The sequence below is a fragment of the Thorsellia kenyensis genome (assembly GCF_042432445.1).
Lineage (GTDB): Bacteria > Pseudomonadota > Gammaproteobacteria > Enterobacterales > Thorselliaceae > Thorsellia > Thorsellia kenyensis.
Window position 1 is genome coordinate 1 of record NZ_JBHLXE010000070.1, and the last position, 16,843, is coordinate 16,843.

Below are 16,843 nucleotides of genomic sequence, written 5' to 3' on the forward strand. Positions count from 1 at the left end.
AGTTCATAATCACCATCCAAAAAGTCATAATTGATCATTTTTTGCTAATAATGTCAATGATTTAATATTGAAATGTGATAAATATCACAAAAAAACACATCAATTAATTAATTTTTGAACAGCGGAATGTCAGTTACAAATCAGATGAGCAATATATCAGTTTATTAGATGAAATTTTTTCATCTATTTCGAAGATTTGTAGGAAATCTAATACGAAGGGAGATAGAGAACCTGAGATGTTTACATCAGATCTGATCCCTTACTGCCAAATCCAATACTTAGAATTAGATCTGCATAAAAAACGAGCTTAAGAACTAACGTACGATTCTTACTTAGGGATAGCAGAATTATAATTTTTTTCTTAATATCTTATAAACTAAGCCAAGCAATACTACAGGCATAAATCTAAGCACTGCTCTAAGAAAAAAGACAAAAAAATTCATAAACCTATTAGATAATAAAAGTTCATTTTTTATTAACATAATCTTATATTCACTTTCAGCATATTTTAGCCCTCTTCTTCTAGATAGCATGTTATAACCTGCCCTTGCATTAACTAATGGCTCAGATAAATTTTCTCCTAGCTTTCCAGCAGCGATCATTCTGATCCATAAATACCAATCTTCCATTAGGTGTAAATGCATATAACTCCCAACAGCTAATATATCACTCTTTCGATAAACAACTGTCATATGGTTAAATGGTGATTTGTAAAGATAGCTTTTAACTATATCCTCATGCATGACAGGTACTGTTCTTAAAGAGATTTTTTCATCTGTTTCAGGGTCGATTTCTTGTATAAAACTACCACAAATACTAATCTTAGGATTATTTATCATGAAAGGAATTTGTTTTTCAAATCGATTATATACACAAATATCATCAGTATCCATCCTTGCTATTAATTCATGCTTACAATGAAGAATACCAACATTAAGAGCATTTCCTAGTCCAACATTAGAATCAAGCTTAATAATCCTTATTGGAAGTTTTGCCATAAAGTCCAAAACAACCGAATGCAAATCATTACCAACCTCTCCATCGTAAACAATAACTACATCATCAGGTCTCAAAGTTTGAATATTTAAACTTTCCAAACATTCGTATAAAAAATCTGCTCGTTCACGATGATATAGTGACATAAGAACTGAGAATTTACATGTCATATTTTACCAGTTTTCCTTCTTAAATAATCAATTATACCTTTTAATGAGTATGATATTCGTTTTATTTTTTGATCTGCGAAACATAATAGGAAAAAAAGTTTGAATGGTAACTTTATTAAGTTTTTTAATTTCCAAGCTAAAGGAGCATAAGGCTTAGAGATCATAAAAAGAATATTTCTAAATTGATAGTAATGACGAATTGGAGAAGATAATCTTAAATTAATATATTTAATGGTATATTCTCCTTGTCTGTGATTTAAAATAGCAGATTTAACTAAAAATATACAAAAGCCTATGTTTTTAGCTCTCCAGCCCCATTCATAATCCACGCAATCTATAAATAAAGACTCATCATAAAAGCCAATTTTTTTAAATGTATTTGTTGATACTAAAGTTCCAGAACTGATTAAATCTCTTATTTCATAAATACCTTCAGTAATTAATTTACCTGATTTTAACAAATCATTCCCATTTGAATCTATTGGATTAGGACAAACAATAGGATCTACAAAGCCACTATCAATTAAAAGATTTTTGTAATAAATTAATTTTTTTAACATATCTTTTTGCGGTAAACTATCATCATCAAGAAATAATAATTCTTGTGCTCCATTTTCGATAGCGAATTGAACCCCTACATTTTGTGCTGAAGCTATGCCTTTATTACCGTTCATTGAAATATAATTTAAGTTGAAACTACTACAAAGGTCTTCAATTTTATTTGATACTTCTAGAATTGTTGAGTTATCAACGATAATAAAATTGCCTAAAGAGTAGCAAGATAAAACAATCTCATTTAATTTATCGATTGTTGAATTAAATGTAACAATTACTATAAACACATTCATTTTTTAACCAACTTTAAGATGCTAGAAATAAACCATATAAAAAATATAAATAAAAGACTATCTGAAATATTACTTATTCCAACTGATGGTGTTAACAATATAGCCAATGATCTTATATAGAGAGTCACGATAAAGGCTACATAAAAAGAATTTAAATTATGCGTGAAAATTTTAAATGAATTTATTTTGGATAAAACAATTGCTAAAAAAATAGTAAAAATTAATCCTCCCCAATATCCAAAATATACATAACCTGAAAGATCAAAATGATTTGTTGGGCCTCGAGAAATGGAGTCATTAGGAAACCACAGCAACCAGATTTGTCTTCCTACGTCCACATTTGAAAAATTAATATCATAAAAATACCCCATAAAACTTGAACCAAAAACACTATTCAAAAAAATAGGTAATGGATTATTTATTATAATATTATCCAAAAGTTCGTTAGGCAATGATAAATAATACTTATCAGCATTAGCTATAATACGCTTTATTAATAATTCAAATTCCACTGGATAATCTGTAAAATACATTGGTTGTGTATAACCAAGTGCTATTGAAAATTTGTTTAAGGTAAAAAAAACAAATACTGAAATAAAACAAGTTATTATTATTCCATAAAAAATATTTTTACAGTTAATCCTAATTATTTTATTTTCAGCAATATAAACTGCTAATAAAGCCACATATATATGTGATAACAGTGCAATTTTAGCACCAGATAAAAAAGAACCTACCAATGATATGGATACCGCTGCAATTATATATGTTAAAAATAGCCCTTTCTTCCTTCGTACAGCATAGATAGCAAATAGAGCAGTTAAAAAGTACCTTAAAAAATCCATAATCCTCACTAATAATCCTAAACCTCTATTAGCTTCAAAACGAGATGTATAAAATAAAGTTGAATTAAACTTACTCAGGTATACTATTGCAAATATACAATAAGTTATCAATATGCAAGCCAATATATATAATTCTGCCCTAGCACAAGTAAGGGACATCCTATAAATCAGGCTATTGCTTAAATTAGAATTAGAAAATACGGTAGTGAAATATTTAAATGAAACAAAGAAAACAAAACCATTTGCTGCTATAAGGAATAAATAAAAAAAAGTAATATAGTTAAATATATAGAGTAAAAAAACGACTGCATATGCTGAACCAAATGTAAAAGTATAAGTAAAGTGAAATGGATCCAAAAAATTACCAACTAAATCCCTATAAGCATAATAAATGCAAACAATAAAAATAAAAGACAAGAATAGGAATAGCTGATAATTTAAAAAAATAAAATAAAAAAAATCTTCTGCGTTCATTAATCTATTGTTTCCCTATCTTTTTGTAGATTATCCTAATTACACTTCCAATAAAAAAAACAGGGTTATTCTTCAGCGCCTTAGATAAGGTAAGAAGCGAAAATTTTAGTTCAAGCGACCTTAGGCCTATAAGGAAATAAAAAGCATATAAAAATACTAAATTATGTTTTAAATTTGGTTTCGGTGAATAAGCATTCAAACATTCTTCAAGCATACTAAGTATTAGACTCAAATTTTTATGCAAATTATTTGGATGTTGCCTATATTTAGCTACATATATAGATTCAAAAAATTTTATTTCGCCCTTTTCTAATGAATATTTCAACATTAACCTAATAAATATGGGGTAGTCATCTAGCCTTATTGATTCATCCCAAGATATTTTTTTTAATTCTTTTGTCCTAAAAATAGAAGTTTGGAGTAATAATGGCTGAGGATAATTGCAAAAAATATCTTTTCTAATTTGATTGTCTGAAAGGGAAAAAAATTTCTTATGCTCATTTTTATAGATTGTTTTTTTTTCATCATTTTTGCCATAATACAAAAAACCATTTCCAATATATGCGACTGTAGAATTATCTGATTTTATTTTATTCAAAAGATTAATTAATCCTGATGGAATTATTATATCATCAGAACCAATGAAATAAATGAATTCTCCATTTGAATGATTTAATCCAATATTTAAGGAATTTACTAAGCCAACATTACTCGATTTTGTAATAATATTTACTTTATCGATATGATTATTAACATTTAAATAGCTTTTAACTATCTTTATTGTATCATCGGAAGAAAAATCATCAACGATAATGATTTCACAATTAATATCTTCCTGGAGAATTAATGCACTTTCTAGCGTGTCTAAAATGTAATCTGAGTGGTTATATGATGCTATTACGATACTTATTAAGTTACTTTTCATTACTATATCCATTTTATGTAAGGAGGCTGATTCTTGAGTATAGCACAAACTTCCTACTCTCATACAGAACCATAGGTGAGCCTTTAAACTAATGCGGTTCTTCTAGCTTAATCTCACTTGTGCTATACTTTTTGCTTTTATCAATAACTCTAATGACGAATATGCAAAGGGTTATAATAGTATAACATCTGGTTTGATCTCAGAAATTAATTAGTATCTTTTATTTCCTTTGATTTTTTTATCAACTAGAGCTAAAGGTGTCAATCAAGTGACGGCCTTATGCTTCTTAATTGTGTTGCATAGAACCTTATATGGACGTCTTCCAATTGGCAAGAAAAATTTAGATTTTGAAATAAATTCGATTGATTCCATATATTCGGTTTCTTTGTAGGCTATTGAGCCAGAGCACAAGATGAAATTCGCACATAGGATCTTATCAACTTCATGGCTTCATTGGTAGAAAGCCTTTGTAAGAAACAAATTTCTCTCATGTCGGTTAGACCAATGAGTCATCCTATTTTTTATGCGCAAACTGTTAGATTGTTTTAAATATTTACTTTTCTTCTATGACAATAAACTTCACTTATCTTAATTTCTCTTAGTCCTAGTCACTTTAGCTTCCTAAGGATAAGAATCCTGTCTGGGCTTTTTTATGCGAAACACATTCAGACGACCTCGTCTAGTAGCATCTTACAGGGATACTCAATTTTTTTATATAAAATAGCTCACATCGTGTTCGTCATTTTACAACCAAGTTTATCATTTCCACCTGAATGAATATTGGTTAGGAAGCTATCCCCAATTCGCAGCAAAGCGCAGCTGCGTATTGAATTTGCTTTCATTTCAGAGTCCAGCAACCAGACCTGATACAGTGATGGGACCCATACTATAATGGCCAACTAATTTTGGACACTTTCTTAGAGGTTTCCCAAAATAATTACTCTGATCTGTTTGGTTTCAGGCCACCGTTATAACGATGATGCCTAAACGGACTGCAATATTTAACAATATAGTTCACTATATTTTGTGAATCTGCAGTTGGCTTGTTACAAACTTATAATTAAGATTTGCTTTACCTGAGCCAAGGCGTTACCACTTTTTTCAAATGAAGGGGTTTGCCAACTTGACTGAAAACTGTAAATTATTAAATTATTTAAATAATTTAATGACTTTACTTATGTATAGCTTTCCACCTAAAAAATACATACTTATTAAATAAAATAAAATTCCCATAAGAATTAAAATCACGAGTGATAAAAAATCATTTATATACTGGGATAAATAAAAACAAATAGAAAACATCATAAATGAAGATAAAATTGGTATTAATCCAATTTTCAATTGGGTATAAGCATTTATACCAAGAATTTTTCCAAAATAATACGCGTTTATAAAAAACGACAAATAACTAGTAATTAACAATGCTATTACAACTGCATTTAAACCGAAAGAAATCGATAATAATATTGAAGATATTGTCAACGGAAATTTAATAATTTCAATTTTAAAAGTTAAATTAGCCTTTCCAATCGCATTTATTAAACTTAAATTCAGAGAGTTTATTGGGGTTACTACCCTTGCGAATGAAAGAATAACGATTAGAAAAATAATTCCTTCCCAATCATTACCCAAAAACAATAAAGTGAATGGCTTAGCAATAGCAGCGAAACCTAATAATAATGGAAAAGAAATTAAAAATGTAATTTCAAGAATGCGCAGATAAATTTCTTTGAGCAAATTAATATCAGTCTTTACAGATGAAAAAACAGGGAATATTACCCCTTGCAAAACTGAGGATACTAGTCCAGATAGCATATTAGTCTGAGAATTAGCCTGAGACAGATATCCCGCACTTGTAAAGTTTATATTTTTGGTAACTATGAATAAATACAAATTATTAGAAATAAATGCAATTATACTAGATAACATTATATATATACCAAATCCTAATAATTCCTTTAATGATTCCATGCTAAATTTAAGCCTAAAATACGATTTTTTTAAAAGAATAAATAAAAGAACTGAAAAAATAGATTTTGTTAAAACTTGTAAGACTAATGCCCAATATCCAAAACCTAAATTTATAGCTAAAACCGCTAATAATGTCGCTACCAATCCAGAAAATGAATTGATAATAGCTATTGTTTTAAAATTTAGTTTAATTATTAGCTTAGCTCTTGGGACAACCGTAAAAGAGTTAAATATTACAACTACTAATAGAATTCTTCCAGCTTGTATTAACTCATGCTTATTTACCAATTTACTCAAAAAAGGCAATAAATTGTAAAGTAACAAATAAAACAATAATCCTAAGATCACGCCACAAATAAAAATTGTTGAAAAATCTTCATTAGTTGCATTATTGTTTTTTTGTATTAAAGCTTGGCTAAACCCATTATTTAAGGTTGTTTCCACTAGCAAAACAAACACCATTAACAACCCTATCATTCCAAAATCAGCAGGACCAATGACTTTAGCAATATAAATAGTTACAAAAAAATAAACAAGTTGATTTATTAGCTTATCAAATAGATTCCATGATACTCCTTTTAAAAATTGCTTAATCAATTTATTTAACTTCTGTATTGAGTATTTCAGATAATGAGTTTAAAACTATGACGTCCTTATCATTAAAATATACTGTCCAATCAAAAAATTCTGTCCATTGAGTTATAAATACAAAATCAAAAGAATACTTTTTTGATACTATATAATCATATTTGCTATCACCTATGAACAAAACTGGTAATTCTATACTACCCTTTTCTAGTTGATTTTCAATAATAATTTCTTTGCTTGAAGGACTACCAAATATCCCTGCATTAAAAAAACAATCAATATTTTTTGTTTTAAATACTTTGCGAAGTTCACATTCATCTCCACCTGACACAACTAACCAATTAGTATCATTCCAAAAATGCCTTAAATCTTTAAGTGATTTTTCCACTTCACATTCAATTAATTTTTCAACCACCATATCTGAATAATCAGAAAGTAAAATATCTAACTCTTTTTTATACTCATTATTACTTAAGTCTAATTTCTGTAGTAAATATTCAAATTTTACATATCTAGATAACCCACCATTTTCTATGTGAAATTTAACAAGTTGATTTGCTTGCAATTCACCAAAACGTTTAGATACTTCATAAAAAGATTTAGTCTTTATTTTATTTGAATTTAATATAACCCCATCGCAATCAAAGATTATAGTTTTATATTTTTTCATATTCATAGAGTTGCCATTTTTGATTTTAAAATCATTTCCGCCAAATAAAAATCTTCTTCCCAATCAATATCATGACCAGTTATTTTATCAATTTCATATAAATAAGGCTTCAATCCTATTCTATCTGAATGATTTCTATAGTTAGATAAATTGCTTAGAAAAACACCACTATTGATTTCATGAATTGTTTTAAGGGTTTGAGTTCTAGGCCACTTTTCTATATTCCGCATGTAATTTATTGGACCATTTCTATCCCATAAAAAACTTCTTATAGGTGTTGTAGTCATCAAGGAATCATATCCTTCAGTTAACGCCTTGAAATAGGTACAAATTATTTCATCATAGCGTGAAGCATTAATAAATGGTGAAGTAACATGTGTCCAAAGAATATGCCCATCATTGAAAAGTGATCCAGCATATTTTATCAATTCATCCGTACTAGTTTTTGAACTAGATAAGCTATTTGTTCGTTTGTCAAGCAATATTCGTGTTGAATTTATTTTTTTAATATACTCAATTATTAGTTCATCATTTGTAGATATTAAAATATTCTTTATATATTTTGCTGATAAAAGTTGATTTATTTTTATTTCTAACAATCCGTGTTCAAATTCAAGGAATTTTTTTGTGTTTTTATTAACAATTCTTTCGCTACCTTTTCGACAGGGTAAAAATGCAAGTACTTCCATGTTTTTTCCTCTAAAATAGGCCATAAATGCTTTTCACTGGAATTTGATATCTTGTTGGTGTTACAGAAATTAATTCTAGTGATTCAGGTTTTTCTTTATATAATTTTATTATTTTATTCATTTCTGAGTTACGCGGATCGTCAGCCCCATAACCATCAAATCCTGCCATATAAATTTGTTTTGCACAACCAGCTGTTATGACTGCCAAAGCATAACTAAAAACTAGTGAATTTGGTATTACACAGGAACATGAATTAAAATCAAATTCCCCGGGAATTACTTGAATTGCATAGTCTAGTATTTTATTTACTCCTAATTGTTCAAGCTGATATTCATCAAATAATTTTTTATGAGTTATTAGTTCTTGCGGTAATTTTGCATATTCATTTATATCTGCAAGGATACGTATTGGATGACAAGCAATTCTGTATTTTATAAAATCCTGAGGAAGTTCAGACTGTGCATTTAGAGCTATTACAACTAAGTCCTTTTCTTTGATAAACCTTTCCAATGCCAGTTTATGTTTCTTTACACCAGGACCAGTACCAAGAAGTAAAACATCACGTTTATTTAATATAGTTTTGGGTTCCCAGTTTCCAATGTCTTCAGTAGAATTTAAAATTCGACTAGAATCTAAATTTTTAATATTAAATTTCTTCCCTCCACTATTTTTAAGATATTTAAGTGCGCTAATAATATCCTCATCCGTATAACGTGAATCACTCAGCATTTCTTGTACATATGTTGGGTGTATACCATATTTTCCTGATAAATAATAATAAGGATTTGTCCCCCATAAACATCTAGTTTTTAAAGGAACAAAAAAACTATTTATTAATTTCATTAAGGGTAAAATATTTATTGGTTTATCACGTATATCAGAAATTTCTATCATTAATTCTTCAGTTTTCGCATTCCCTGGTCCTCTTCCCATTCCAGTTACAGTCGAATCTACCCAATGAACTTTATTCTGAATAGCAACTAGTGTGTTAGATAATGCCAATCCTTTATTGTCATGAGTATGGATGCCAATCTCATTTTCCCAATATTTACGTAATGATTTAATAATTTTTTGCACATCACTAGGATTTAGACTGCCCATACTATCCGCAAAATATAAAACATTAAAATCACATTCTTTTGCTGCTTTAGCTAATTTTTCTATATTTATATAACTACTTTCAGCTATTTGCATTATATTTATTATTACTTCATAGCCAAGTTCCTTCAACTTTTCAATCACAGGGAAAATTAAATAAAATTCATCCATATGGCAGGCTAATCTTACTATATCTACTCTCGATTTATCTTTTTGAAGTGGCATAAGCTTTTCAATTATTTCTATTTGTGTGCTTCCATTAATCAGTTCACTGGCATTTATCATGACTGCTATTTTTAATGATTCAGGAATTATTAAACTAGAGAGGTATGCTTCTGTTGTAAAAGCATTAGGCCCCTTAAAACCATTATTTATAGAAGACCTAAATCCTAATTCAACTACATCTACTCCACAAAGTTCCATAGCAATCAAGTACTCATTGACTACCTCAGCAGGGAAATCCCATGAATTATAATATCCACCATCTCTTAAAGTACAGTCAAGAACTTTAATCATTATTATCACCTATATCCTTTTGTATGAATCAATCATTGAAAAACTTGATTTATTAATAATTTCACATCCATTATTTAACGCAAATATTGCTAATGAATAGTGCCCATAATATGTCAAGTAAGTAGTGTCCATTAACTCTAGCATAGTCATTTTTTTTTCTCTCTCTGGATTTTTAAATAAAATAACTTTTTCTGAATTACCGTAAAAGTGCCTATAAGTTATTTCCACATCATTAGTTATCTGATTTACACTTACATCATTATGGAAACTTAAGTCTGCTCCTACAATATAAATCTTTTCATACTTAGCTAGTACAGAGAAATAGACTGCATATATAAGAACGTTACAAGAAGGTGGTGTTATTATTTTATTTGAGTATAACTTCGCTGCTATTTGAATATTTAAATATAATCCTATAGCAGAGATATCTATTAGTTTAAATGGCAATATTTTCACATTACTATTGCTTATTTTTTTTTCTATATACTTAACATTTGAATTAATAGGTAATAATAGTTGCATTTCCCATGTTATTCTATTCAAGATTTCAAATAAATATTCGCGTCTTTCTACTAATTTCCTATCAGCCTTTTCATTCCAAAAATAATTATCTAATAAGATATATTTTTGAGGTTTAATTTTAAAAAAAATCTCATTTTCTGCAAAATGATTAACTGATATAAAATCTGCTGATCCTATATTTGAGTAAATAAAATCAACATCATTTGTAAGCGATGGACCGTTGCCTATTACAATTATATTTTTTTTGGTTTTATACAGTTTAATTGTTTTAATTTTAATACCATTACTTATTAAATATTTTAAATATAATGGTAACAGTAAAATATATAGCGAAAGTGTTTTTAAAATTTTTGTGGTTAACTTATATATATTGTTTCTCATTTGAATTCATTTATAATATCAATTATGTAATTTATATCAGAGTCTTGCAAATGTGACCCTATTGGTAAAGATAGAAGTTCTTTATGCAATAACTCAGTTATTGGCAAACTAAGTTCATTAAATTGACCATAAGCCTTTTGTTTATGAGGCGGTATTGGATAATGTATTAACGTCTGTATATTTTTTTCACTTAAATATTCCTGAAGTGAATTCCTTTTATTTGTTCTAATAACAAACAAATGCCATACATGTGCATTTTTATTTAAAACACTCGGTAGCGTTATTGATTCATTTTTGATTAGTGATAAGTATTTTTCTGCAATTTGCCGTCTATACTCAATTTCATTATCTAGGTATTTTAGTTTTACATTTAAAATAGCAGCTTGGATTTCATCTAATCGACTATTGACGCCTAAAAAAACATTTGTATATTTTTCTTTTGAGCCATAATTCCTCAAGCTTCTAAGAACTTCATTTAGTTCATCACAATTAGTAGTTATGGCACCTCCATCACCCAATGCGCCTAAATTTTTTCCAGGATAAAAACTAAATCCTGAAGCGTCCCCTAAATTGCCTGTTTTTTTAGTTCCTAATATTGCACCATGTGCTTGAGCTGAGTCTTCTAGCACTAAGAGATTAAAATCATTAGCTAATTGAATGACCCCTTCCATATCTGCAATTTGTCCATAAAGGTGCACTGGTAAAATTACTTTAGTTTTTGAAGTTATTGCTTTAATGATATTTTTTTTTGATATATTATAAGTTTTATCATCTGGCTCTACTAATATAGGATTAAGATTATTTGTGGTTATTGCCATAATCGACGCTATATATGTATTAGCTGGTACAATAACTTCATCACCATCTTTCAGTTTACCCATTTCTTTCCATGCCTTTAAGGTAAGAGTTAAAGCATCCAGACCATTCCCTACACCTATAGTATATTTACTGCCACAATAATTAGCGAAATTTTCTTCAAACCTTTCTAATTGCTCTCCTTGTATATACCGACCTGAATCTATCACACATTGGCAAACTTTTTTGATTTCTTCACTATATTGATTATTTATTTTTTGTAAATCTAGAAATTGTATCACTATTTATTTCCTTCATTTAGAAACCTAATAATTTTAGCTGGATTGCCTACAACTACTGCATCACTTGGTACATTATAAGTTACAACAGCTCCAGCTCCAACCATTGCCCTCTCTCCTATGCATATACCAGGTAATATTGTAGAATTAGCACCTAAAGATGCACCTTTTTTTATGATTGTTTTAGGGTAAAAATCTAAATAATTTTGTGATCGAGGTAGTTTATCATTTGTAAATGTTACATTAGGTCCAATAAAAACATTATCTTGTACTTCTATCCCATCCCATATGTAAACACCTGATTTAATTGTAACATTATCACCTATCAAGACCTCATTCTCTATAAATGTATGAGCACAAATATTGCAATTTATTCCTATTTTTGCATTCGGTAGCACAACAGAAAATTGCCATATGCGAGTTCCATCGCCTATATTTTTTGTTTGCACATCACTTAGTTCATGTATAAAGACCATTTCAAATACCTTCTATAAATTCTTGATAAATACGAATATAATCGTTTTCCTCATAAACTTGATCTGCTAAAACCAATAAAATACAATCTGGTGAAAAATCATACATTTCACGCCACATTCCAGGTCCTATATAGAGACCTTGTGACGGATTATCAAGAAGTATCTCTACTCTTTCTTTACCATCATCTAATATAAATTTACAACTTCCAGACAAAGCGATTGCAACTTGCTGTAGTGATTTATGTGCATGAGATCCTCTCATTACACCTAGCTTAGTATTGAATAAATAATAAACTCGTTTTATTTCAAAAGGGATATTTTTATCATACTCTATTGCTACTAATGATCCTCGCTCGTCTCCAAGCTTTTGTAATTGAATTAATTCAATTCGCATAATTTCACCTATCTAAAACTATAATTAAAGTAAACATATTTAATTGATATGTTTTATTTTACGAAAAATTCTAATGCAATATTTTGGGTTTCTTCACGATAAGAATAACCTATTTTGCTTAAATACATATCTATGTCTTCATCTTTATTTTCAAAACCGCATAATACTCTACCGTAATCCGCACCATGACTGCGATAGTGGAATAATGTAATATTACAAGAAGATCCTAATGTTTCCAAGAATAAAACTAAAGCCCCTGATGCCTCAGGAAATTCAAAACTAAAAATCTTTTCTTTTATCTTTTGATTAACCCTACCCCCCATCATATATCTTAAATGAGTTTTAGTCATATCATTATTAGATAAATCAGTAGCATTAAGGTTATTTTTTGTGAACAAATTTAAAATTTCATTTTTCTCAGTCAATCCATTCATTAATCTAATACCAACGAATATTTTTGCATCATTCTTTTGATCTTTAGCTAATTTTGAATAACGGTAACTAAACTCAGTTACAGATCTATTACCTAAAATTTTGCAAAATCTAAGAAAACTTCCTTTTTCTTCAGGAATAGTTACCACAAATAACGCCTCTCTTTGCTCACCAATTTCTGCTCGTTCAGAGACGTATCTAAGCGTATGAAAGTTCATGTTTGCGCCAGATAAAACATGGACAAGATTTTTTTTTGTTATATTATTTTGTTGAACATATTTTTTTAATCCAGCTAGTGCTAATGCGCCTGAAGGTTCACCAACTGCTCTGACATCGTCAAAAATGTCTTTTAATGCTGCGCATATTTCATCACTATCAACTAATGTAACATCATCCAAAAATTCTTTGCATAACCGAAAAGTTTCATCACCAATGCGTTTTACTGCCACACCCTCAGCAAAGAGGCTGACTCTTTCCAATGTGGTTGGTTGATTAGCATCGAAAGCAGCTTTGAGACATGCAGCATCTTTTGGCTCAACCCCAATCACTTTAATATGTGGCATTAGTTGCTTTATTAAAACAGAGACACCTGCCGCTAGCCCACCGCCGCCTACTGGCACGAAAATCATATCTAAGTGAGCATATTGCTGAATCAACTCAAGGCCTATTGTTCCTTGGCCTGCTATCACAGCTGGACTATCAAAGGGTGGAACAAATGTCATTTGGTCTTTTTGTGCTTTTTCTATTGCATATGCTTTAGCTTCATCAAAGTTAGCACCATGTAATACGACTTTACCCCCAAAGTTTTTTACTGCATCAATTTTAATATCAGGAGTGACTTTAGGCATTACAATAATAGGCTTAAGGCCTAAATTTTTACCTGCAAGAGCCACACCTTGGGCATGATTACCAGCAGATGCGGTAATAATACCACGGGCTTTCTCTTCATCACTTAGCTGCGACATCATGGCATAAGCACCGCGAATTTTGAAACTATGCACAGGCTGGTTATCTTCTCTTTTCACAAGGATTGTATTGCCTAATCTTTCTGAAAGCTTAGGCATTTCTTGAAGTTCAGTTTTTTTCGCCACTTCATAAATAGGAGCACATATTATCGCTCTTAAGTACTCTTCTGGTGTCGGTTTATCACCTAATCGCTCTTGCTTAGCCAAAACTAGCCTCCAAGTTTTGATTTATCACGCACGGCACCTTTATCCGCACTTGTTGCAAGAGAAGCATAAGCTTTCAGAGCAAAGGAAACTTCACGTTGGCGGCTCGCTGGCTTCCAAGCATTTTCGCCTTTTGCAATTTCTGCATTGCGACGTTCCGTTAGTTCATCGTCACTAATGGCTAAATTAATTGTACGGTTTGGGATATCAATTTCTATAATATCCCCCTCTTTGACAAGAGCTATATTTCCACCGCTAGCAGCCTCTGGAGAGACATGACCAATGGATAATCCCGATGTACCACCAGAGAAACGGCCATCTGTAATAAGAGCGCATGCTTTACCTAAGCCCATAGATTTTATATATGTTGTAGGATAAAGCATTTCTTGCATTCCAGGCCCACCTTTGGGTCCTTCATAGCGGATAACAACAACATCACCTGCTATAACCTCTCCCCCTAAGATAGCTTTGACAGCATCATCTTGGCTTTCATAGACTTTAGCTGGCCCTTTAAATTTAAGAATTTCTTCATCTACGCCTGCGGTTTTAACTATACAACCAGCATCAGCTAAATTACCTGCTAGAACAGCAAGTCCACCATCTTGACTATAAGCATATTGTTTTTCGCGAATACAACCATTTTGTCTATCATCATCCAATGTATCGAATCTACAATCTTGCGAAAATGCTTCTGTAGTTCTAATTCCTGCTGGGCCCGCTCTAAAGAAAGATTTAATATGCTCATCTTGCGTTAATTTTATATCATAGGCTTTCAGTTGTTCAGCCATGGTTGTTCCTAGTACAGTGTGAACATTAGTATCTAATAGGCCTGCCCTATCCAATTCACCAAGTATTCCCATCACCCCACCAGCTCTGTGTACATCTTCCATATGATATAACTGTGTACTTGGTGCCACTTTACACAAATGTGGTACTTTTCTAGACATTCTATCAATATCTTCCATGGTAAAATCAACGTCACCTTCTTGAGCGGCAGCGAGTAAATGAAGAACCGTATTAGTCGATCCTCCCATCGCGATATCCAAGGCCATAGCATTTTCAAATGCAGCCTTCGTAGCAATAGTTCTAGGCAACGCAGTCAGATCGTTTTCTTCATAATAACGCTTAGTTAATTCAACTATTCTCTTTCCTGCATTAATAAACAATGATTTTCTATCAGCATGAGTCGCGAGCATTGAACCATTACCTGGTTGTGATAAACCTAATGCTTCTGTGAGACAGTTCATAGAATTAGCAGTAAACATTCCAGAGCAAGATCCACATGTTGGACAAGCAGAACGTTCTATGGCGTTACTGTCTTCATCACTAACATTAGGATTAGCGCTTTGCATCATTGCATCAACTAGATCGAGTTTAATTATTTTATCAGAGAGTTTTGTTTTTCCGGCTTCCATAGGTCCACCAGAAACAAAAATTACAGGAATATTTAATCTCATTGCTGCCATTAGCATCCCAGGAGTGATTTTATCGCAGTTTGAAATACATACCATTGCATCTGCACAATGCGCATTAACCATATATTCCACAGAGTCAGCAATAAGCTCTCTAGAGGGAAGCGAGTAAAGCATTCCACCATGTCCCATGGCAATACCATCATCAACAGCAATCGTATTAAATTCTTTAGCCACGCCACCAGCAGCTTCAATTTCACTTGCTACTAGCTTACCTAAATCTCTTAGATGCACGTGACCTGGTACAAATTGAGTAAAAGAATTTACTACTGCAATGATAGGTTTACCAAAATCATCATCAGTCATTCCTGTTGCACGCCATAAAGCGCGAGCACCAGCCATATTGCGGCCATGAGTAGTTGTTGCTGAACGATAAACTGGCATGTCATCACTCCATTAGTAAAATATATTGTTATGTTATCTATGTGACTAAATAAAATCACATTTATTCTAAAATATCTGTATCAGTAATTTAGGTAAAAACTTATCTAAATATAATAACAAATTAAGGCGTAGTTGCATAGAATAGAAAATAAATTAATACCCCAATTAATTTTATCATTCTAAATAATCACTATTCGATGTAAATCATCCACACCAATGCTAGATTGATTGTACCTGTGCATTTGAAAATATCATCGGAATAACTTAGCTATGTTTGTTTTAGACCTTTAAGAGGTGATTTAGAAATGTGCTTTTGATAACTAACTCATAAGTGATTAACAATCACATTCTTACACTATAATCAGACCTAGTGACTGGATACATATGATTTTGAAATTGGCATATAGATTTTATGCTAAAGCCACTTTAAGTTGCAGGTACGGATATTATCCTAATGCCCATTCTGTGAGTGTTTAGCATTAGTAAAACCTGCATTATTATTTCCATTGGGTATAATAGTCCCACTCAAACTCATACAATTACCAAGAGTTTAATAGAAAAGCCAGATGAAATTTCATCAAATTATGTGGCAGAAAAAAATTAGACTAAATTTATAACTGTCTGCTAAATTTTGCTTTATTTTAAAAAAGTTCCCAATGTTTTGTTAAGTTTTTGATGTATTTTCGTCAACTTAAGTCTATATAATATTTTGAATAAGCCTAAAGTGA

14 protein-coding genes are annotated in these 16,843 nt (G+C 30.7%); all 14 read right to left on the minus strand.

The window, feature by feature from the left end; all coding sequences use genetic code 11:
• Nucleotides 1-347: 347 nt before the first annotated feature.
• The gene (locus ACFFIT_RS05845) at nucleotides 348-1,166 is read right to left on the minus strand and encodes a glycosyltransferase (RefSeq protein WP_385876711.1); all 819 of its coding nucleotides are present in this window, start codon (nucleotides 1,164-1,166) and stop codon (nucleotides 348-350) included.
• Nucleotides 1,163-2,014, minus strand: coding sequence for a glycosyltransferase family 2 protein (locus ACFFIT_RS05850; protein ID WP_385876712.1), 852 nt, complete (start codon nucleotides 2,012-2,014; stop codon nucleotides 1,163-1,165). Before ACFFIT_RS05850 ends, ACFFIT_RS05845 begins: the two co-directional genes overlap by 4 nt.
• Nucleotides 2,011-3,333 (minus strand): hypothetical protein, encoded by a 1,323-nt coding sequence (locus tag ACFFIT_RS05855; RefSeq protein WP_385876713.1) that lies wholly within the window; start codon nucleotides 3,331-3,333, stop codon nucleotides 2,011-2,013. Before ACFFIT_RS05855 ends, ACFFIT_RS05850 begins: the two co-directional genes overlap by 4 nt.
• Before the next feature lie 4 nt (nucleotides 3,334-3,337).
• Entirely contained in the window at nucleotides 3,338-4,258 is a 921-nt protein-coding gene (locus tag ACFFIT_RS05860; protein ID WP_385876714.1) for a glycosyltransferase family 2 protein, read from the minus strand.
• Between the two features lie 1,149 nt (nucleotides 4,259-5,407).
• Nucleotides 5,408-6,826 carry a lipopolysaccharide biosynthesis protein gene (locus tag ACFFIT_RS05865; protein WP_385876715.1) on the minus strand — a complete coding sequence of 473 codons (1,419 nt, stop codon included), beginning with the start codon at nucleotides 6,824-6,826 and terminating at the stop codon, nucleotides 5,408-5,410.
• 1 nt (nucleotide 6,827) lies between these two features.
• A complete protein-coding gene (locus tag ACFFIT_RS05870) occupies nucleotides 6,828-7,493 on the minus strand; it encodes an HAD family hydrolase (protein ID WP_385876716.1) in 666 nt (221 codons plus the stop codon).
• Nucleotides 7,490-8,176: an acylneuraminate cytidylyltransferase family protein gene (locus tag ACFFIT_RS05875; RefSeq protein ID WP_385876717.1), complete on the minus strand. Its 687-nt coding sequence runs from the start codon at nucleotides 8,174-8,176 to the stop codon at nucleotides 7,490-7,492. The genes ACFFIT_RS05870 and ACFFIT_RS05875 overlap by 4 nt, the downstream gene beginning before the upstream one ends.
• A gap of 10 nt (nucleotides 8,177-8,186) precedes the next feature.
• Nucleotides 8,187-9,791 carry an aldolase catalytic domain-containing protein gene (locus ACFFIT_RS05880; protein ID WP_385876718.1) on the minus strand — a complete coding sequence of 535 codons (1,605 nt, stop codon included), beginning with the start codon at nucleotides 9,789-9,791 and terminating at the stop codon, nucleotides 8,187-8,189.
• A 9-nt stretch (nucleotides 9,792-9,800) separates the two neighbouring features.
• Nucleotides 9,801-10,694, minus strand: coding sequence for a hypothetical protein (locus tag ACFFIT_RS05885; protein WP_385876719.1), 894 nt, complete (start codon nucleotides 10,692-10,694; stop codon nucleotides 9,801-9,803).
• Nucleotides 10,691-11,791 carry a DegT/DnrJ/EryC1/StrS family aminotransferase gene (locus ACFFIT_RS05890; protein ID WP_385876720.1) on the minus strand — a complete coding sequence of 367 codons (1,101 nt, stop codon included), beginning with the start codon at nucleotides 11,789-11,791 and terminating at the stop codon, nucleotides 10,691-10,693. The genes ACFFIT_RS05885 and ACFFIT_RS05890 overlap by 4 nt, the downstream gene beginning before the upstream one ends.
• Nucleotides 11,791-12,264, minus strand: a complete 474-nt coding sequence (locus tag ACFFIT_RS05895) for an acyltransferase (protein ID WP_385876721.1) — start codon at nucleotides 12,262-12,264, stop codon at nucleotides 11,791-11,793. The genes ACFFIT_RS05890 and ACFFIT_RS05895 overlap by 1 nt, the downstream gene beginning before the upstream one ends.
• A gap of 1 nt (nucleotide 12,265) precedes the next feature.
• The gene (locus ACFFIT_RS05900; protein ID WP_385876722.1) at nucleotides 12,266-12,658 is read right to left on the minus strand and encodes a sugar 3,4-ketoisomerase; all 393 of its coding nucleotides are present in this window, start codon (nucleotides 12,656-12,658) and stop codon (nucleotides 12,266-12,268) included.
• A 53-nt stretch (nucleotides 12,659-12,711) separates the two neighbouring features.
• The gene (gene ilvA / locus ACFFIT_RS05905) at nucleotides 12,712-14,262 is read right to left on the minus strand and encodes a threonine ammonia-lyase, biosynthetic (protein ID WP_385876723.1); all 1,551 of its coding nucleotides are present in this window, start codon (nucleotides 14,260-14,262) and stop codon (nucleotides 12,712-12,714) included.
• A 2-nt stretch (nucleotides 14,263-14,264) separates the two neighbouring features.
• Entirely contained in the window at nucleotides 14,265-16,115 is a 1,851-nt protein-coding gene (gene ilvD, locus ACFFIT_RS05910; protein WP_385876724.1) for a dihydroxy-acid dehydratase, read from the minus strand.
• Nucleotides 16,116-16,843 lie beyond the last annotated feature (728 nt).